An 18,085-nucleotide genomic window follows, 5' to 3' on the forward strand; every position below is an offset into this window, starting at 1 on the left:
CCGCCGGTCCCCGGGCCGGGACCGGCGGGCGACCGGTGCCGGGTCAGCGCCTCCCGTTCGGCAGCGCCAGCCGGTTGATCGTCCCGAGGACCTGCAGGTACTGCTTCCACAGCGGCCCGCTGGTGTACTCCAGCCCGTACTCCGCGCACAGCGCCCGCACCTCGGGCGCGATCTCGGCGTAGCGGTTGCTGGGCAGGTCCGGGAACAGGTGGTGCTCGATCTGGAAGCTCAGCTGCCCGGTCATCAGGTGGAAGTACCGGCCGCCGTCCAGGTTCGCCGACCCCAGCAGCTGCCGGACGTACCACTCGCCGCGGCTCTCGTCCTCGAGCTGCTCCGGGGCGAACTGCACCGCCCCGGTCGGGAAGTGCCCACAGAAGATCACCGCGTGCGACCAGACGTTGCGCACGAGGTTCGCGGTGAGGTTGCCGGCCAGCACCGGCAGGAAGAACGGTCCGGCCAGCGCCGGGAACGCCAGGTAGTCCTTGAACGCCTGCCGTCCGGCCTTGCGGCCGATCGACTTCAGCTGCTGCCACACCCGCGACAGCGGCTTCTCCCCCGCGACGACCTTCTCGACCTCCAGGTCGTGCAGGGCGACCCCGTACTCGAAGAACAGCGAGAGCAGGACGTTGTAGATCGGGTTGCCCAGGTAGTACGGGTTCCACCGCTGCTCCTCGGACAGCCGCAGGATCCCGTAGCCGACGTCGCGGTCCTTGCCGACGACGTTGGTGTAGGTGTGGTGCATGTAGTTGTGCGAGTGCCGCCACTCGGCCGAGGACGAGACGTTGTCCCACTCCCAGGTCGACGAGTGGATCTTCGGATCGCGCATCCAGTCCCACTGGCCGTGCATGACGTTGTGCCCGATCTCCATGTTCTCGAGGATCTTGGCGATCGAGAGCATGGCGGTGCCCGCGATCCAGGCGGGCGGCAGCACACCGGCGAACAGCAGCGCGCGGCCGCCGACCTCGAGCGCGCGCTGCTTGCCGATCACGTTCCGGATGTAGGCGGCGTCGCAGGCGCCCCGCTCGGCGAGGATCCGGTCGCGGATCGCGTCGAGCCGGCGACCGAGCTCCTCGATCTGCTCGGCGGTCAGGTTCGTCGTGGCGGCGACGTCCGCGCGCCGGCTGGAGGGGACGAGCTCGAGCGCCGGGCGCTGCGGGTGCTGCTCCCGGCCGGTCTCCTCGGGGCCGGGCTCCGGGTCGGCGCTGCCGAGAGTGCCGGCGGGGCCGGTGGCGGGGGTGTCGGCGACTGCGGTCACGCGGACCTCCTCGGGGTCGGGACGGGGCCGGGCGGCCCCGGGGTACGGGTATCGGTCGGCCGTGTGGCCGGGTGCGGCCGTCCGCCGCTCAGGGCAGCTCGATCCGGGCCGGACCACAGGCGGAGTTGATGCAGGTCTGGACGAGGTCGCCGGGCTCGCCGTGTGCCTCGCCGGTGCGCAGGTCGCGCACCCGGCCCTCGCGCAGCGGCAGCACGCAGCCGAAGCAGATGCCCATCCGGCAGCCGCTCGGCATGACCCGCCCGGCGGCCTCGCCGGCCTCGAGCAGGCTCTGCCCGGGGCCCACCTCCAGCGGGGCGCCGCCCAGGTCGACGGTGCCGCCGGTGCCCTCGGCGGTCCGGGCCGGCGCGGTGAAGCGCTCGGCGCGCAGCCCCTCCCAGGCATCACCGAGGGCGTCGAGCAGTGCCGCGGGGCCGCAGGCGTACACGGTGCGCTCGGCCCGGTCCGGCACCGTTTCGTCGACCGCCGCCGGGTCGAGCCGGCCGGTGACCGACGTGTGGCGCAGCACCACGCGCAGCGACGGGTGCCGGGCCGCGAGCCCGGCGAGCTCGGCCGCGAAGATCGTGTCCTCCGGTGTGCGCGCACTGTGGACGAGCACCGCGTCGGGCATCGTGCCCCGCCGGTCCAGGGTGCGCAGCATGCTCATGACCGGCGTGATCCCGCTGCCTGCGGTGACGAACAGCAGCTTGGCGGGCAGCGGGTCCGGGAGGGTGAAGTCGCCGCCGGCCTGCTCCAGCTCGACCACCGTGCCGATCGGCAGGTCCCGGACGAGCTTGGTGGAGACCACACCGCCGGGTACCTCCTGGACCGTGACGGTCAGGTGGTCGGTGCCCTCGGGACCGGACAGCGAGTAGCTCCGGCGGTAGCGGACGCCGTCGACGTCGATGCCCACGCCGACGTACTGCCCGGCCGTGTGCCCGGCCCAGCCGCGGCCCGGTTCGATCGTCACCGAGACGGCCCGGCCGGTCTCCCGGCGCCGGGCGACGACGCGGCCGCGCAACGACGTCGTCGACCAGAGCGGGTCGACCAGGGTCAGGAAGTCCTCGGGCAGCAACGGTGTGGTCAGCCTGCTCACCGCGGCGAGCAGACGCCGGCCCGAGGGGGCGGATCGGAACATGACATCAACTCTGCACAATTTGATGTCACATAGCAAGCTCGCCTCTACGGTATCTCGTGTCACATGCTCGGCTGCTACGGTCGTGTCATGGTGGAGGAGGGCTCCGACCCGGAGGACTGGCAGACCATCGACGAGCTGGCCCGGGCCAGCGGCGTCACCGTGCGCAACATCCGCGCCTACCAGTCCCGGGGGCTGCTGCCGCCGCCCCAGGTCAGGGCCCGCACCGGGTACTACGGCCCCGGCCACGCGGCGCGCCTCGAGCTGATCAAGGACCTGCAGGACGAGGGCGTCAAGCTCGACACCGTCAAGAAGCTGCTCGACACCACGGGCGGGTCCACGGAACAGGTCGTGCAGTTCATCCGCACCGTGCGGGGACTGTTCGCACCGGAGGACCGGCAGATGGTCCAGCTCGCCGAGCTGGCCGAGCGCTACCGCACGACCGACACCGGCCTCGCCAAGCGGGGGGTCAAGATGGGCCTGCTGCGCGAGGTCGGCGAGGACACCTACGAGGAGATCAGCCCGCGGCTGATGAACGCGGCGGCGGAGCTGACCGGCCTCGGCATCCCGATCAACCGCTCGCTCGACGTCGTCGAGCAGCTGCGCAAGCACGCCGACGCCGTCGCGAAGCTCTACGTCGATCTCTTCCTCGGTGAGATCTGGCAGCCGTTCGACGACTCCGGACGCCCGGACGACCAGTGGCCCCGCGTCTACGAGACGATCGAGCGGATGCGCCGGATCTCCGGCGAGGTCATGATCGCGGTGCTGGAGCTGGCCGTCGCCGAACGGGTGGACGTCACCTTCGGCCGCGACATCGTCCGCAACGTGCGGACCAGCAGCGCGGGGCCGACCTCCGACACCGGCACCAGCACCAGCACCGACACCGACACCGGCACCGGCACCGGCACCGGCACAGCCTCCGGCTGAGCACGTCGCCGTGGCCCGCCGGCCCGGTCAGTGCACGATCGGCCCGGACGGCGGCGGAGCGCCCCAGGACGGGTGCGGCGCCGCCGGGCCGGGTTCCCGCCCGTCCCGTGGCCGCCCGGCCGCGACGGTGCCGGCCAGCAGCACCCCGGCGAGCACGGTCGCCAGCTGGGTCGCGACCAGGTCACCGACCCCGCGGCCGAGGTCGTAGGCCCACAGGGGGTCGACCAGCGCGTAGGCGCCTGCCACGAGCAGCACGGCCCCGGCCGCGCCGGGGACCCACCGGGAACGCCGGGCCAGCCCGACCAGGACCCCGACGACCGCCCCACCGGCCAGCAGCATCAGCGCGCCCACCGGCATCAACGTCAGGTCGTAACGCGTCATCGCCTGGCGGGTGATCCCGAACCCGGTACCCAGCAGGGCGACCGCCACGCACGCTCCGACCACACCGACCAGTACCCCCGGAACCGTGCGCACGACCGCCCCTCCGCCGTCCCCCGTGGACGGATCGGAGATTAGCGGACGAACCACCCGTAGCGGGCGGGGTTCAGCTCATCAGCCCCGCGGCGCGCATCGCGGCCCGGACGTCCTCGTGGTGCCACTCGTCCAGCGGCACCAGCGGCAGCCGGATCCCGCCGGGCATCAGCCCCAGCTCGGCCAGGGCCCACTTGACCGGGATCGGGTTCGGCTCGGAGAACAGCGCGTTGTGCAGACCGGCGAGGTCGGCGTCGAGCCCGGCCGCCGTCTCGGCGTCGCCCGCGACCGCCGCCTTGCACATCCGGGCCATCGGCTCCGGGGCGACGTTCGCGGTCACCGAGATGTCGCCGTGGAACCCGGCCAACATGGAGGCGCGGGCGGTGCCGTCGTCACCGGAGTAGAGCGCGAAGTCCTCCAGGCCCAGCGCGACCAGCTCGCGGACCCGGTCCAGGTCGCCCTTGGCCTCCTTGAGCCCGACGATGTTCGGGATCTCCGCGAGCCGGGCGACGGTCGTCGGCAGCAGGTCGCACGCCGTACGGCCGGGCACGTTGTAGAGGTACTGCGGGATCGCCACGGTCTCGGCGATCCGCTTGAAGTGCTGGTACAGCCCCTCCTGCGGGGGCTTGTTGTAGTACGGGGTGACCAGCAGCGCACCGTCCGCGCCCGCCGCGCGGGCGGACCGGGTCAGGTGGATCGCCTCGGCGGTGGAGTTGGCGCCGGTCCCGGCGATCACCGGCACGCGGCCGTTCGCGACCTCGATGGTCCGGCGCATCACCTCGGTGTGCTCGAGCACCGACAGCGTCGAGGACTCACCGGTGGTGCCGACCGAGACGATCGCCGAGGTTCCCGCGTCGATCTGGCGTTCGACGAGCTCGCCGAGGGCCTTGTGGTCGACCTCGCCGTCGTCGTGCATCGGGGTCACGATGGCGACGATGCTTCCGGTGATCATTCCGGCCCTCCCCTGGTACCGCTGCGCGTGGAGCTCCGACGGTAGCAAGCGGGGCGGGCGCCGCCCCCGGGTAATACCGGTCAGCCCAGCGCCAGCCGGGCCGGCTGGACCGACCGGAGGATGCGGCGGGTGGCCGCCACCGCGACCACGACCGCGGCGGCGACCGCGACGACCGTGACCGCGATCGGCCGGTCGTTGGCCGCGATGCCGGCGAGTCCCCACACCACTGCGGCCGCGAGCCCGGCGAACCCGGCCGTCGACCCGATCACCGACAGCACGGCGGCGGTCAGGACGATCAGCAACAGGATCGCCGCGGTCTGTGGGAGGGCGCCCGCGTCGGGCAGGCCCACCGAGACCCCGGCCGCCATCAGCCCCAGCACCAGCGCCGCCGACGACCAGCCCAGGTAGAGCGCGACCGGCAGCCGGAAGGCGATCCGCTCGGTCCAGCCCTGCGCCGCCTCACGGGCCAGCCGGGTGTACGCCACCGCCAGCACGACGACCAGCGCGACCAGCACGAGCTCGGCCACGACCACGGCGCGGTGCGAGAACGCCAGGATCCACAGCGGGTTGAGCACGGCCGAGGCCGCCAGCCACCAGCCGACCCGCCGGTGGATCTCCCGTCCGCGCTGCGCGGGGAGCAGGGCGAACCCGGCCGCGGCGAGGAACCCCAGATAGATCAGGCCCCAGATCGAGAACGCCCACCCGGCCGCCAGCAGCGGCGTGTCGTAGGAGCGGGCGACCGTGCCGATCTCCGATCCGCCGAGTGCCGAGACCAGCACCTGCCCGATCGCGAGCACGGCCACCACGGCACCGCGGACCAGGTCCGCGGTGGTGGGGCGTGGGGTGAGCACCGTCATGAACACATGGTGGCGCGCAACGGCGCAGGCTGCCATCCGGCAGACCGGGCGACCTGATCACCGCCCGGGCCGGGTCCGGTCACAGGGGACGGACGAACAGGTGGACGTCGCGCGCGTCCTCGGCGGAGAGCCGCACCCCGCGCGGGAGCCGGCCGTACTCGACGAAGCCCCGCGCGGCGTAGAACGCGGGCAGCGGCGTGCCGCCGCGGGCGCCGAGGGTCAGCATCTCGACGCCCATCTCCCGGCCCTGCTCGACGGCCGCCTCGAGCAGCGCCGAGCCGAGGCCGTGCCCCTGGCGGTCGGGGCGGACCATCAGGCGCTGCACGTCGGCCCGGTGCGCGGCGATCCCGCTGCCCCGGACCAGGAACACCGTTCCCTCCGGGGCCACCTGGTCACCGATGACGACCATGCGCGCGGCCCCGGCACGGACCTCGTCGATCGTGGCCACGGCCAGGTCCCGGATCTCGCCGGGGTCCCAGCCGGGCACGAAGTCGACGGCGCCGCCCGCCTCGGTCACGGCGATCCAGAGGTCGCCGAGCGCGGCGGCGGCACCGGGGTGCGGCTCGACGACCCGGCGCGCGGCCGGGGCGCCCGCCGTCACAGGTTCGGGAACCAGAGCTTGATCTCCCGGTCGGCCGACTCCGGGGAGTCCGAGCCGTGCACCAGGTTCGAGCCGGTCTCCAGCGCGAGGTCGCCGCGGATGCTGCCCGGGGTGGCCTTCTCCACCGGGTCGGTGCCCCCGGCCACCTGCCGCCACGCGGCGATCGCGCGCGGGCCCGAGACGACCGCGGCGAGGACCGGGCCGGAGGTGATGAAGGAGATCAGTTCCTCGAAGAAGGGCTTGCCGTCGTGCTCGGCGTAGTGCTGGGTGGCCAGCTCGCGGTCGACGGTGCGCAGATCGAGAGCGACGATGTCGAGGCCCTTGCGCTCGATCCGGGAGACGACCTCGCCGACGAGCTTGCGCTGGACCCCGTCGGGCTTGACGAGGACGAGAGTGCGTTCAGTCACGCGCGCCAGGGTAGCGACGGTGTGTGACGGCCCCCGAAGCGGTCGGCGACCGCTACTCCTGCTGCGACGGCAGCGTCCCCGCCGCCATCCGCCGCGCGACCTCGCGGCGCATCCACACCAGGACCGCCCAGACGATCACGAAGGCGACCGCCACGATCGTCAGGGCCGGCACGAACAGCAGCGACGCCACGATCAGCAGCACCTGCAGCCCCAGGGCGGCGGTCAGTCCCCACGGCCGCCGCTGCAGGCCCGAGGCCAGGATCATCGCGGCGGCCAGCCCGATGATCACGCCGAGGCCGGCGCCGGTGGAGCCGCTGCCGGACCCCGGCAGCACCAGCAGCGCGAGCAGCACGACGATCGCTTCCAGGATCAGCGTCGCGGCGAACACCCCGCGGGCGCCCTTCATCGGGTCCTTCGGCGGCGGGCGGACGCCCTCGGGCACCCCCTCGATCCCGCCCGCGCCGCTCATTCCGGCTCCTTGCCGAACAGCGACCGCGCCTCACCGGCGGTCACCACGGACCCGGTGACCACGACCCCGACCCCGGACCCGCCCGCCTCCTCGGCGATCTCGGTGCCCTGCTCGATCGCGGCCTGCAGCGACGGCTCGACGCTGACCCGGTCGGACCCGAACACCTCGGTGGCGATCGCGCCGAGCTCGTCGGGGTCCAGGGCCCGGGGCGAGGAGGTGCCGGTCACGACGACCTCGTGCAGCACCGGCTCCAGCCCGGCCAGGATGCCGCGGGCGTCCTTGCCCTGCAGCACACCGAGCACGCCGACCAGCCGGGTGAACCGGAACTCGGAGGTGAGCGCCGTGGCGAGGGCCCGGGCGCCGGCCGGGTTGTGCGCGGCGTCGATCAGCACGGTCGGGGTGTCCGGCCCGCCCTGCACCGGTTCCAGCCTTCCCGGCGAGCGGACCGAGGCGAACGCGGCCCGCACGGCCTCCGGGTCGAGCGGCTGCGCGGTGCCCGCGCCGACCAGCGCCTCGGCCGTGGCGAGTGCGACGGCCGCGTTCGACGCCTGGTGCTCCCCGTGGAGCGGCAGGAAGATCTCGTCGTAGCGGCCCGAGAGCCCCTGCAGGTCGAGGCGCTGGCCGCCCACGGCCAGCTCGCGCTCCCGGACGCCGAACTCGGCGCCCTCCCGCGCGACCTGGGCACCGACCTCGGCGCACCGCTCGATCAGCACCTCGGCGACGTTCTTGTCCTGGGCGGCGAGCACGGCGACCGAGCCCTCCTTGATGATCCCGGCCTTCTCCCGGGCGATGCCGAGCACGTCGTCGCCGAGGTACTCGGCATGGTCCACGCCGATCGGCAGGATCACGGCCACGTCGGCGTCCGCGACGTTCGTGGCGTCCCACCGACCGCCGAGCCCGACCTCGATGACCGCGGCCTCGACCGGGGCGTCGGAGAACGACGCGAACGCCATCGCGGTGAGCACCTCGAACTTCGACAGCTCCGGCTGGTCGCCGCGCTGCGCGTCGACCAGCTCGACCACCGGCTCCACCTCGCGGTAGGCCGCGACGTAGCGCTCGGGGGTCACCGGGCGGTTGTCGAGGTTGATCCGCTCGGTGGCGCGCTGCAGGTGCGGGCTGGTGTAGCGGCCGGTGCGCAGGCCCACCTCGGTGAGCAGTGCGTCGATCATCCGGGACGTCGACGTCTTGCCGTTCGTGCCGGTCAGGTGCACCACAGGGTAGCCGCGCTGCGGGTCGCCGAGAGCGTCGCAGAGGGCCTGCATCCGCTCCAGGGACGGCTCGATGACCGACTCGGGCCAGCGCCGGTCCAGCGCCGCGTCGACGGCCAGGAACTCGGCGTACCCGGCGACGGTGGACTGGGCCGGCACGACGTCCGGGGTGTCGCCACCGCGGATCTCGTCCAGCACGGCCGCGATGACCGCCTCCTGGGCGTCCTTCTCCACCACCTCCCCGGCCTCGTCCCGGGCGGCCGCGTCGGAGCGGTCCTCATCGCCCTCGCCATCGTTGTCGTTGTCGCTGTCGTCGCCGCCCCGGCCGTCGGTGTCACTGCCGTCGGTGTCACTGCCGTCGGTGTCACTGCCGTCGCGGCCGTCGCCCTCGGCGGAAGCGTCCTCGCCCGACTCATCGAAACCGTCCGGCTCACCGAACCCGCCCTCGGCCCAGCGGTCGCCGCCGTAGGTCGGCGAGTCCTCCTCGTCGAACTGGTCGTAGCCGTGCCGGTCGTCGCCGGACCGGTCGTCGCTGGGTGTCACGTGCTCAGGCCTCCGGCAGTGCGGCCAGCCGCGCGCCGATCCGCTCGATGTCGGCCAGCGCCGTCGCGTGCCGGGCGCGGATCCCGTCGACGACGTCGGCCGGCGCCTTCTCGGTGAACTTGGGGTTGGTGAGCTTCTTGTCCGCCTGGTCGCGTTCCTTCTCGGCGGCGGCGAGGTCCTTGCCCAGCCGGGCCCGTTCGGCGGCGACGTCGATCGCCCCGGAGGTGTCGAGCTCGACGGTGACCGGGCCGCCCGCGGTGGTGACCTCGAACGTGGCGGTGGCCGCGAAGTCGGTGCCGGCGGCGTCGAGACGGTTGAGGAACCGCAGCGCCGGCTCGTGGGCCGCCAGGCCGGCATCGGCGAGCCCGGTGAGCCGGGCCGCGACCGACTTGCGGTCGGGCAGCCCCTGCTCGGTGCGGAACCGGCGGACCTCGGTGATCACCTTCTGGACGTCGGTCACCCGCGCGGACGCGGCCGCGTCGACCGGTGCGCCCGCGTCCTGCGCGGTCGGCCACGTGGCCGTCACGACGGTCTCCCGGCCGGTCAGCGCCGTCCACAGCGCCTCGGTGATGAACGGCGTGATCGGGTGCAGCATCCGCAGCAGCGCGTCGAGGACGTGCCCCAGCACGGCGCGGGTGCCGTCCGCGGTCGCCGCCTCGTCGAGCTGGGTCTTGCACAGCTCGACGTACCAGTCGGCCAGCTCGTCCCACGCGAAGTGGTAGAGCCCCTCGGTCGCCTTCGCGAACTGGTAGGCCTCGAGCAGCTCGTCGGTCTGCTCGCGGACCTCGGTGAGCCGGCCCAGGATCCAGCGGTCGGCATCGGTGCGGTCCGCCTCGGCGGGCAGCGGCGCGGTCGGGTCCGCACCCTTCGACAGGGCGAACCGGGTGATGTTCCAGAGCTTCGTGGTGAAGTTCCGGGACCCGGCGACCCACTCCTCCGACAGCGACATGTCGGTACCCGGGTTGGACCCGCGGGCGATGGTGAACCGCAGCGCGTCGGCCCCGTAGGCGTCCATCAGGTCCAGCGGGTCGATGACGTTGCCCTTGGACTTCGACATCTTCTTGCCGTGCTCGTCGCGGATGAGCCCGTGCAGGTAGACGTCCCGGAACGGGGTCTCCCCCATCGCGTACGTCCCGAACATCATCATCCGGACGACCCAGAAGAAGAGGATGTCGTAGCCGGTGACCAGCACCGAGTTCGGGTAGTACTTCGCCAGGTCCGGCGTCTCCTCCGGCCAGCCGAGCGTGGAGAACGGCCACAGCCCCGACGAGAACCAGGTGTCGAGGACGTCGGTGTCCTGCCACCAGCCCTCGCCGGCGGGCGGCTCCTCGTCCGGCCCGACGCAGACGACCTCGCCGGCGGGCCCGTACCAGACCGGGATCCGGTGCCCCCACCACAGCTGGCGGCTGATCGTCCAGTCGTGCATGTTGTCGACCCAGTCGAAGAAGCGCTTCTCCTGCTCCTTCGGGTGCAGCACGGTGCGGCCCTCGCGGACCGCGTCGCCCGCCGAGCGCGCGAGCGGCTCGACCCGGACGAACCACTGCAGGCTCAGCCGCGGCTCGATCGGCACCCCGGTGCGCGAGCAGTGCCCGACCGAGTGCACGTACGGCCGCTTCTCGGCGACGATCCGGCCCTGCTCGCGCAGCTCCTCGCGGATCGCCGCGCGCGCCTCGAACCGGTCCATGCCGTCGAACCGGGTGCCGGACCCGGCGATGACGCCGGTCTCGTCCATGATCGTCGGCATCGGCAGGTCGTGGCGCCTGCCGACCTCGAAGTCGTTCGGGTCGTGCGCCGGGGTGATCTTGACGGCGCCGGAGCCGAACTCGGGGTCGACATAGTCGTCGGCGACGACCGGGATCCGCCGGCCGGTGATCGGCATCTCGATCTCGGTGCCGACCAGGTGGCGGTAGCGCTCGTCGCCGGGGTGCACCGCGACCGCGGTGTCGCCGAGCATCGTCTCGATCCGGGTGGTGGCCACGACGACGGAGGCGTCCCCGTCCCCGTAGCGCATGGAGACGAGCTCGCCCTCGACCTCGGCGTGGTCGACCTCGATGTCCGAGATCGCCGAGCGCAGCGCCGGGGACCAGTTGACCAGGCGCTCCGCCCGGTAGATCAGCCCGTCGTCGTACATCCGCTTGAAGACCGTCGACACGGCGCGGGACAGGCCCTGGTCGAGGGTGAAACGCTCGCGGGACCAGTCGACGCCGTCGCCGAGGCGCTCCATCTGGCCGAGGATCGTGCCGCCCGACTCGGCCTTCCACTCCCAGACCTTCTCGACGAACGCCTCGCGGCCGATCGCGTGCCGGTCCGGCTCGCCGGCGGCCGCCATCCGCCGCTCGACGACCGACTGGGTCGCGATGCCGGCGTGGTCCATGCCGGGCAGCCACAGCGCGTCGTGGCCCTGCATCCGGCGCCGCCGGGTCAGGACGTCGATGAGCGTGTGGTCCATCGCGTGCCCGAGGTGCAGGCTGCCGGTGACGTTCGGCGGCGGGATGACGATGCAGAAGGCGGGCCGGTCCGACGCCGGGTCGGCCCGGAAGTACCCGCGCTCGACCCAGCGGCGGTACATCGCGCCCTCTACCTCGCCCGGGTTCCACTTGGCGGGCAGGTCGGCAGTACGCGATGGCAGGGTCTCGGTCACATGTCAAGTCTACGAGTCGGCACCGACGCGATTCCGGGCCCCCGGCGGCCGGATCGGCGTGCGGGGAGCAGGACGCACCAGGGGCGGGGCCGCCCGAGCGCGCGGGCCGCGGAGCCGTCGTCCCAAGGCCGGGCCCGGAACGCGTGCACCCGCCCGGAGCCCGGTTCGTAGACCCGCCACCGGCCGTCACCGGTGGTGCCGGTGACCAGCACCCAGTGCCGCGGCAGCCACCGCGACCCCACGAGCAGCGGCACCGGGTGTCCCGCCGCGGCCACCGCCGCGCGGGCCGCCGCCGTGGCCGGCCGGATCCGGAACCGGCCCGCGGCGGGCGCGTGCCGGTGCAACCACGCCCGCATGCCCCACGGCGTCGTGCCGAGTGCGCGGGGCCAGAACCGGTTCGCCTGCCGGTGGGCCGTGCGCTGGGCCGAGGCGAACCGGTCCGCGGCCGGGCCCGGCCACCCGGACCCGGTCAGCGCGGCCGCCACCACCAGCACCGAGGGCCCGCACGAGACCCCGTCGGCCTGCCGGCCGAGTACCGCGCCGACCCCGGGTCCGTCCCTCACGCCACCGATCCTGGCACGGTGCCGGCGACACCGGCGCCCTACGCTCGCGGCCATGAGCCCCCTCAGCCCCGAGGTCGTCGAGTTCCTCAACCACGGCACCCGTACCGGGATGCTGGGCTGGACCGCACGCGACGGCCGCCCGCTGGTCGCCCCGGTCTGGTTCCTCGTCGAGGACGGGACGATCGTGTTCAACACCGGGGCCGACACCGCCAAGGGACGCGCGATCGTCCGCGACCCGCGGGTGGTCCTGACCGCGGACCTGGCGGCACCGCCGTACGCGTTCGTGCAGGTCCAGGGCGTCGCGGAGGCCGGCGAGGACCCGGCCGAGCTGCTGCGGACCGCCACTGCGATCGGCGGCCGCTACATGGGCGCCGACCGCGCCGAGGAGTTCGGGCGGCGCAACGGCGTGCCCGGTGAGCTGGTCGTCCGGATCCGGCCGACGAAGGTCGTCGCGTCCCTCGACATGACGGCCTGAGCGCAGCCGCCCCGTGAGCAGGCGGCTCCGGGCCCCTTGACCTGAACCTGACTTCAGCCTGAATCGTCCGGCCCCGGATCGGATCGATGAGTTCCGGGGTGCGCTCCGGTCTCATGCTCGGAGAGGACGGGTGAGGACATGAGCACCACGCGGCTGGACCTGCGGCACGGCACGCAGCGGACCTTCGCGCACCTGCTGGTGAGCACGCTGACCGTGTCGGTCGTGAACTTCACGGTCTGGTTCGCGGTCACGTTCTGGGTGTTCGTCGAGACCGGGTCGGTCATGGCGACCGGGCTGATCGCCGGGATCTTCCTGGCGGCGACCTCGCTGACCGGGATCTGGTTCGGCAGCATCGTGGACCGGTTCGGCAAGAAGGCGGTGCTGCAGGCGTCGGCGGCGGTGTCGCTGGTGTTCTACGCGGTGTGCCTGGCGTTCCACGCGGCGACGCCGGCGGAGTCCTTCCGCGACCCGGCGAGCCCGCTGCTGTGGAGCTTCGTCGTGGCGCTGCTGCTCGGCGTGATCACCGGGAACCTGCGGACGATCGCGCTGCCGACGCTGGTGACGCTGCTGGTCCCGGCCGGCGTCCGGGACCGGGCGAACGGCCTGGCCGGGACCGCGACCGGGGTGTCGTTCCTGGTGACGTCGGTGCTGTCCGGCCTGCTCGTGGCCTACGACGGCATGCGCTCGGTGCTGGTGCTCGCGGTGGTCGTCCTGGCGGGTGCGCTCGTGCACCTGTGGCGGGTCCCGGTGCCCGGCGCGCGACCCGTCCCGGCGACGCCCGGCGGGATCGACCTGCGCGGGACGCTGCGAGTGGTCCGCTCGGTCCCGGGGCTGCCCGCGCTGATCGTGTTCACCTGCCTGAACAACCTGCTCGGCGGGGTGTTCATGGCGCTGATGGACCCGTACGGCCTGTCGATGGTCTCGGTCCAGGCCTGGGGTCTGTTGTGGGGCGCACTGTCGGCCGGAGTGATCATCGGCGGGCTGGTGGTCGCCCGCACCGGGCTCGGGGCGCGTCCGGTGCGGACGCTGCTGCTGGTCAACGCGACGCTGTGGGCGACGACGATGCTGTTCCCCCTGCAGGCCTCGATCGTGCTCCTGACCGTCGGGATGGCGGTGTTCATGCTGCTGATGCCGTTCGCGGAGGCCGCCGAGCAGACCGTGCTGCAGCGTGTGGTGCCCTACGAGCGGCAGGGCCGGGTGTTCGGGTTCGCGCAGAGCGTGGAGCAGGCGGCCTCACCCCTGACGGCGTTCCTGCTGGCCCCGCTGACCGAACTGTTCGTGGTGCCGTTCATGAGCGACGGTGGCGCCGGGGCCCGCGCGGTCGGCGGCTGGTTCGGCACCGGAACCGATCGCGCGATCGCGCTGGTCTTCGTGATCACCGGGGCGGTCGGGCTGGTCGCGACGCTGGCGGCGCTGGCGTCCCGCCCGTACCGGCGGCTGTCGGCGGCCTTCCTGGCGGCGGGTGATGCCGGGACGCCGGCACCCGCTGTCCGGCCGGGCGCAGCCGGGCCCGCGGTCACGGGCGGGCACGGGCCGGCCGACCCGGTGGCGGCCTGCACACCCGCTCCGGAGCAGGCCTGCGCGCCGGCCTGACCCGCCGCCCGCCGCGGGTCGTCCGGCCGGGTGAACCCGCGGCGGAGCGGGGCGCGCCGCCCACCGCGGCGCGGGCCGCTCCCCCACGGTGCGGCCGTGTCGCGAACCCGCCAGCCCGTACCGGCCGTGCTCGCCGCCGTCACCACCGTCGTCCTCGCGCTCGCCGCCGTCACGCTGTTGCCCGCCCCGGCGGACGCGGCCCCCGCGGACGCGCCCACCCGCCCGGTCGGCGGCCGGGCCGTGGACGGCCACTACGCCGATCCGTCGATCATCGTGCGGGACGGGACCTACTGGCTCTACCCGACCACCGACGGCGAGGGTGCCGCCGACGCGTCGTTCACCGCCTGGTCGTCGACGGACCTGGTCCACTGGCGGCCCCGCGGGGAGGTCCTGAACCTGCGCACGGACGTGAGCTGGGCGGACAGCCTGGCGTGGGCCCCGGAGATCACCGAGAAGGACGGGCGCTGGTACCTGTACTTCACCGCGGAGGAGAAGATCGGCGTCGCGGTCGCCGACTCCCCGACCGGCCCGTTCCGCGACATCGGGCGGCCGCTGGTCGCCGAGAACCCGGGCGGGAAGGGGGCCGCGATCGACCCGGCCGTCGTCACCGGGCCGGACGGCACCCGCTACCTGTACTGGGGCAACGCCCAGGCGCAGATGGTCCCGCTGAACCCGGACATGGTCTCGTTCGACCCGAAGAAGGTGCAGGTGCTGTCCGGTCTGGACGGCTTCGGCGAGGGCCTGCACGTGGACCGGCGCGCGGACACCTGGCACGTCACCTGGTCGATCGGTGACTTCCGCTCCGAGGACTACCGGGTCGGGTACGCGACGGCCCCGGGGCCGGCCGGGCCCTTCACCAACCACGGCGTGATCCTGGAGAAGGACCTCGACCAGGGCGTGCGCGGGCCCGGGCACGGGTCACCGCTGCGGATCCCCGGCACCGACGAGTGGTACTACGCCTACCACCGGTTCGCAATCCCCGACGGCGACGGCACGCACCGCGAGGTGACCCTCGACCGGCTGCCGATCACCCCGGAGGGCCGGTTCGGCCGGATCACCCCGACCCTGGCCGGACCCGCGCCGCGCCCGCTGATCTGACCGGGCGGCCACGCTTCACCGAAACCCCGGCCGCGGCCAGAACGAGACCGAGACCCTGCCGGACCGGACCTGGACCCGCCGGACGCCAGGTCAGCCCGACCCGGTCGGCCGGCCGAAGAACGCAGACTCGATCGGCGGAGGATCCCGGAACCGGTCGTGCTGTCCCTCCACGCGTGCCGGGCTCCCACCACCCGGCGCCGACCTCAGTCTGCGGCTCGGTCGAACACGGCCTGCTCGAGGCGGGACAGGCGGGCTTCGAGGTCCCGGGTCTGGCCGCGGCGCTCCTCGATCCACTGCCGGATCAGCGCGGTGGGCTTGGTGTGCTGGTCCTCGGCCTGCTCGCGGACCCAGTCCAGGACGTCCTTGGGCAGCCGCAGCGAGGTGGTGACCATCGGGTTCGGGTCGACGTCGGTGTCGAGTCCGGCGCGGTCGATGCTGCCGCTGAGGTCGGTGTGGTCGTAGTGCTGACGGAGTCGTTCGAGCTCCTCGGGCTTCATGACGGGTGACCTCCTAGGTGGTGCGCCGGAGGAAGGACCGGCGTTCGCTGTCGGTCATATCGCGGGCGGTGACGACGAACTCGCGGCCGTCGGCGGCCTCGCCGAGGATCACCACGAGATAGCGGCTCGTTGCTCGTTGCCAGGACGACCGCGTCGCGGGGTGGGACGATCTGGTCGGAGTTCCAGCAGAACCAGGGCCCGGCCGGGATGCCACTGCCAGTGGTGGGGCGGATGTCGTGCCAGCCGATCCGTGAGCGGCCGAGAGGGCGGGTTGTGCCGCCGAGAGTCTCGGCGAGCAGTTGGGCACCGAAGCAGATCGCCAGAATCGGGACCCCGCCCTCGTGCGCGCAGCGCAGGAAGGCGGCTTCGGTGCCGGCCCAGTTGCGGATGCGCTCCCGGGGCCAGGGCGCGCCCAGAGTGATGATCAGATCCCATGGCTCGGGGGCGGGGAACGCAACGTCGACGTCCGGAGTGTCGAAACGATCAGCCGGCACCACGGTGAGCCATTGGAGGTCGATGTCGTGGCTGTGTAGCGCGGATTCGAGCAGACCCAGACCTGCGACATGATCGTGGCCGATCACCAGGGCTCGGCGCGTGGTCACACTCGGAGAACCTAGCGCGTCGACTCGATGGCCGGCGCGCCGAACGACGGCCTCGCTGTCCGGGAGGTCGTCCGGCCTCCGCACGACGATCTGACCGGCTGGGACGACGATGCGATCGTGGAGGCAGCGGGTCGGTCAGGCCGGATGGCCGGGCCCGCGCCGCGCCCGCTGCTCTGACCTCGCCCGTTCAGGCCCGGTGCAGGCGCGTGCTCCACAGCGACCCGCCGTCCTGGTCACGCAGGTGCACGTCGAGTACCGACCCGTCGGCGGCGACGTCGAGCTCCCCGAAGTGCTGGAACCCCTCCAACGGTGAGGCACCGTCGCGGTCCGGGCCGCGGACGAACTCGGCGCGCGGGCCGAACGTCGGGTCGAGCTCGTTCGGCCCGAACGCCCCCGCGTGCAGCGGGCCGGAGACGAACTCCCAGAACGGGTCGAAGCCGTCGAACGCGGCCCGCTCCGGGGCGTAGTGGTGCGCGGCGGTGTAGTGCACGTCCGCGGTCACCCAGACGACGTTGCGGACCGACCGCCGGTGCAGTCCCGCGAGCACCCCGGCGATCTCCGACTCGCGCCCGCGCGGCGGCCCGGGCCGCCCGTTGGCGACCGCCTCCCAGGCGGTGTCGCCGTCCGGGACGAGGACCCCGAGCGGCATGTCCGACTGGACGATCTTCCAGGTCGCCCGGGACGACGCCAGCGCGTCGACCAGCCAGCGGGCCTGCGCCTCGCCGAGGATCGGCTCCGGTGCGCCGTCGTTGCCGGTGTTGCGACCGCGGTGGCTGCGCATGTCGAGGACGAACACCTCGACGTGCGGGCCGAACGGCATCCGCCGGTACACCCGCCCGTCGACGGCGGCGCGGGGGTCCAGCGGCTGCCACTCGTGGAACGCGCGGAACCCGCGTGCGGCGAGCACGTCGACCCGCTTCTCGGTGTAGGGCTCCCCGGCCTCGCCGGTGAGGACCTCGCCCGGGTACCAGTTGTTGGTGACCTCGTGGTCGTCCCACTGCACGACCTGGGCGGTGCGGGCCGCGAACCGGCGCAGGTGCTCGTCGCGCAGGTTGTAGGCGAACTGCCCGCGGAACTCGGCGAGGGTCTGGGCGACCGCCGCCTTCTCCGGGGTCATCTCGTTGCGCCAGACCCGGCCGTCGGGGAGCGTGACCGTCTCCTCCAGCGGACCGTCGGCGTAGACGGTGTCACCGCAGTGCAGGAACAGGTCCGGTTCCCGCGCCGCCATCGCGGAGAAGATCCGCATGCCACCGTGCGCCCGGTCGATCCCCCAGCCCTGGCCGACGACGTCGCCGGACCACTGGATCCGCACCGGCTCGCCGGGGCCGGGTACGGCCCGGAACGACCCGGTCGACGGCTCGCTCGCGACACCGGTGTCGAGGTCCTCGGCGACGACCCGGTAGTGCACCCGCCCGCACCCGGCCGGGACCCGGAGCCGCCCGGTGAGGTCGGTCTCCGGGGTCAGCACGGGACCCGGGATGCGGCGGGCGTCGCGGAACGCGGCACCGGAGGCCCCGGACGCTCCGGGAACCTCGGCGCCATCAGTGAATTCGGCGACCTCAGCGACTTCAGCGACTTCGACGACCATCCGCGACGGCCGGTCGGCCCGCACCCACACCAGGCCGGAGCCGGGTCGCACGTCCCCGGACTGCACGCCGTGGGTGAGCACCGGCCGGCCGGAGCGGACCAGCGCGGGCCCCGCCGTGGCGCCGGTCGGGAGGGCGAGCCCGGCCGCGGCGGTGAGACCGCCGGCGACCGCGCCCCGGAACAGGGAGCGACGGGAGAGGATCACCC

Annotated in this window: 17 protein-coding genes; 4 read left to right on the forward strand and 13 right to left on the reverse strand. The window is 73.5% G+C overall.

Going from position 1 to position 18,085, the window contains the following annotated elements:
* Positions 1-43: 43 nt before the first annotated feature.
* Positions 44-1,090: a fatty acid desaturase family protein gene (locus tag BM093_RS23915; protein ID WP_093349955.1), complete on the reverse strand. Its 1,047-nt coding sequence runs from the start codon at positions 1,088-1,090 to the stop codon at positions 44-46.
* 253 nt (positions 1,091-1,343) lie between these two features.
* Positions 1,344-2,390 (reverse strand): ferredoxin reductase, encoded by a 1,047-nt coding sequence (locus BM093_RS23920; protein WP_093349744.1) that lies wholly within the window; start codon positions 2,388-2,390, stop codon positions 1,344-1,346.
* An 87-nt stretch (positions 2,391-2,477) separates the two neighbouring features.
* On the opposite strand from BM093_RS23920, the gene BM093_RS23925 reads away from it, so the two are divergent.
* The gene (locus tag BM093_RS23925; protein ID WP_177238664.1) at positions 2,478-3,314 is read left to right on the forward strand and encodes a MerR family transcriptional regulator; all 837 of its coding nucleotides are present in this window, start codon (positions 2,478-2,480) and stop codon (positions 3,312-3,314) included.
* 27 nt (positions 3,315-3,341) lie between these two features.
* On the opposite strand, the gene BM093_RS23930 is transcribed toward BM093_RS23925, so the two are convergent.
* From BM093_RS23930 to BM093_RS23965, 8 genes are all read right to left on the reverse strand, one after another.
* Entirely contained in the window at positions 3,342-3,788 is a 447-nt protein-coding gene (locus tag BM093_RS23930) for a hypothetical protein (protein ID WP_093349754.1), read from the reverse strand.
* A 70-nt stretch (positions 3,789-3,858) separates the two neighbouring features.
* Positions 3,859-4,737, reverse strand: coding sequence for a 4-hydroxy-tetrahydrodipicolinate synthase (gene dapA, locus BM093_RS23935; protein ID WP_093349758.1), 879 nt, complete (start codon positions 4,735-4,737; stop codon positions 3,859-3,861).
* Positions 4,738-4,817: 80 nt separating this feature from the next.
* On the reverse strand, positions 4,818-5,594 hold the full coding sequence (locus tag BM093_RS23940) for a hypothetical protein (RefSeq protein ID WP_093349960.1): 777 nt from the start codon (positions 5,592-5,594) through the stop codon (positions 4,818-4,820).
* Between the two features lie 79 nt (positions 5,595-5,673).
* The gene (locus BM093_RS23945) at positions 5,674-6,195 is read right to left on the reverse strand and encodes a GNAT family N-acetyltransferase (protein WP_093349764.1); all 522 of its coding nucleotides are present in this window, start codon (positions 6,193-6,195) and stop codon (positions 5,674-5,676) included.
* Positions 6,192-6,602 (reverse strand): nucleoside-diphosphate kinase, encoded by a 411-nt coding sequence (ndk, locus tag BM093_RS23950; protein WP_093349770.1) that lies wholly within the window; start codon positions 6,600-6,602, stop codon positions 6,192-6,194. The genes BM093_RS23945 and ndk overlap by 4 nt, the downstream gene beginning before the upstream one ends.
* Before the next feature lie 52 nt (positions 6,603-6,654).
* A complete protein-coding gene (locus BM093_RS23955) occupies positions 6,655-7,071 on the reverse strand; it encodes a DUF4233 domain-containing protein (RefSeq protein WP_093349775.1) in 417 nt (138 codons plus the stop codon).
* The gene (locus BM093_RS23960) at positions 7,068-8,822 is read right to left on the reverse strand and encodes a bifunctional folylpolyglutamate synthase/dihydrofolate synthase (RefSeq protein ID WP_093349779.1); all 1,755 of its coding nucleotides are present in this window, start codon (positions 8,820-8,822) and stop codon (positions 7,068-7,070) included. Before BM093_RS23960 ends, BM093_RS23955 begins: the two co-directional genes overlap by 4 nt.
* 4 nt (positions 8,823-8,826) lie before the next feature.
* A complete protein-coding gene (locus BM093_RS23965) occupies positions 8,827-11,463 on the reverse strand; it encodes a valine--tRNA ligase (protein ID WP_093349784.1) in 2,637 nt (878 codons plus the stop codon).
* A gap of 615 nt (positions 11,464-12,078) precedes the next feature.
* Between BM093_RS23965 and BM093_RS23975 the strand changes: the two genes are divergently transcribed.
* The 3 genes from BM093_RS23975 (at position 12,079) to BM093_RS23985 (ending at position 15,192) form a co-directional block, all read left to right on the forward strand.
* Positions 12,079-12,501 carry a PPOX class F420-dependent oxidoreductase gene (locus tag BM093_RS23975; RefSeq protein WP_093349794.1) on the forward strand — a complete coding sequence of 141 codons (423 nt, stop codon included), beginning with the start codon at positions 12,079-12,081 and terminating at the stop codon, positions 12,499-12,501.
* Positions 12,502-12,639: 138 nt separating this feature from the next.
* The gene (locus BM093_RS23980; protein WP_093349799.1) at positions 12,640-14,094 is read left to right on the forward strand and encodes an MFS transporter; all 1,455 of its coding nucleotides are present in this window, start codon (positions 12,640-12,642) and stop codon (positions 14,092-14,094) included.
* Positions 14,095-14,190: 96 nt separating this feature from the next.
* Complete coding sequence (locus BM093_RS23985; RefSeq protein ID WP_245773756.1) at positions 14,191-15,192, forward strand: family 43 glycosylhydrolase; 1,002 nt, start codon at positions 14,191-14,193, stop codon at positions 15,190-15,192.
* A 203-nt stretch (positions 15,193-15,395) separates the two neighbouring features.
* Here BM093_RS23985 and BM093_RS23990 read toward each other — a convergent pair whose 3' ends face one another.
* The 3 genes from BM093_RS23990 to BM093_RS23995 all read right to left on the reverse strand — a co-directional run bounded on the left by BM093_RS23990 (position 15,396) and on the right by BM093_RS23995 (position 18,083).
* The gene (locus BM093_RS23990; protein WP_093349810.1) at positions 15,396-15,689 is read right to left on the reverse strand and encodes a hypothetical protein; all 294 of its coding nucleotides are present in this window, start codon (positions 15,687-15,689) and stop codon (positions 15,396-15,398) included.
* Positions 15,686-16,291, reverse strand: a complete 606-nt coding sequence (locus BM093_RS35290; protein WP_177238665.1) for a type 1 glutamine amidotransferase — start codon at positions 16,289-16,291, stop codon at positions 15,686-15,688. Before BM093_RS35290 ends, BM093_RS23990 begins: the two co-directional genes overlap by 4 nt.
* Positions 16,292-16,478: 187 nt before the next feature.
* Positions 16,479-18,083 (reverse strand): alkaline phosphatase D family protein, encoded by a 1,605-nt coding sequence (locus tag BM093_RS23995; protein ID WP_093349815.1) that lies wholly within the window; start codon positions 18,081-18,083, stop codon positions 16,479-16,481.
* Positions 18,084-18,085 lie beyond the last annotated feature (2 nt).

This window comes from Pseudonocardia ammonioxydans, assembly GCF_900115005.1.
GTDB classification, from domain to species: Bacteria; Actinomycetota; Actinomycetes; order Mycobacteriales; family Pseudonocardiaceae; genus Pseudonocardia; species Pseudonocardia ammonioxydans.

Excerpts from the sequence above, each read along its gene's own strand:
- BM093_RS23920 (WP_093349744.1), bottom strand. The coding sequence starts at position 2,390 with ATGTTCCGATCCGCCCCCTCGGGCCGGCGTCTGCTCGCCGCGGTGAGC.
- BM093_RS23925 (WP_177238664.1), top strand. The coding sequence starts at position 2,478 with ATGGTGGAGGAGGGCTCCGACCCGGAGGACTGGCAGACCATCGACGAG.
- dapA (WP_093349758.1), bottom strand. The coding sequence starts at position 4,737 with ATGATCACCGGAAGCATCGTCGCCATCGTGACCCCGATGCACGACGAC.
- BM093_RS23940 (WP_093349960.1), bottom strand. The coding sequence starts at position 5,594 with ATGACGGTGCTCACCCCACGCCCCACCACCGCGGACCTGGTCCGCGGT.
- BM093_RS23955 (WP_093349775.1), bottom strand. The coding sequence starts at position 7,071 with ATGAGCGGCGCGGGCGGGATCGAGGGGGTGCCCGAGGGCGTCCGCCCG.
- BM093_RS23975 (WP_093349794.1), top strand. The coding sequence starts at position 12,079 with ATGAGCCCCCTCAGCCCCGAGGTCGTCGAGTTCCTCAACCACGGCACC.
- BM093_RS23980 (WP_093349799.1), top strand. The coding sequence starts at position 12,640 with ATGAGCACCACGCGGCTGGACCTGCGGCACGGCACGCAGCGGACCTTC.
- BM093_RS23990 (WP_093349810.1), bottom strand. The coding sequence starts at position 15,689 with ATGAAGCCCGAGGAGCTCGAACGACTCCGTCAGCACTACGACCACACC.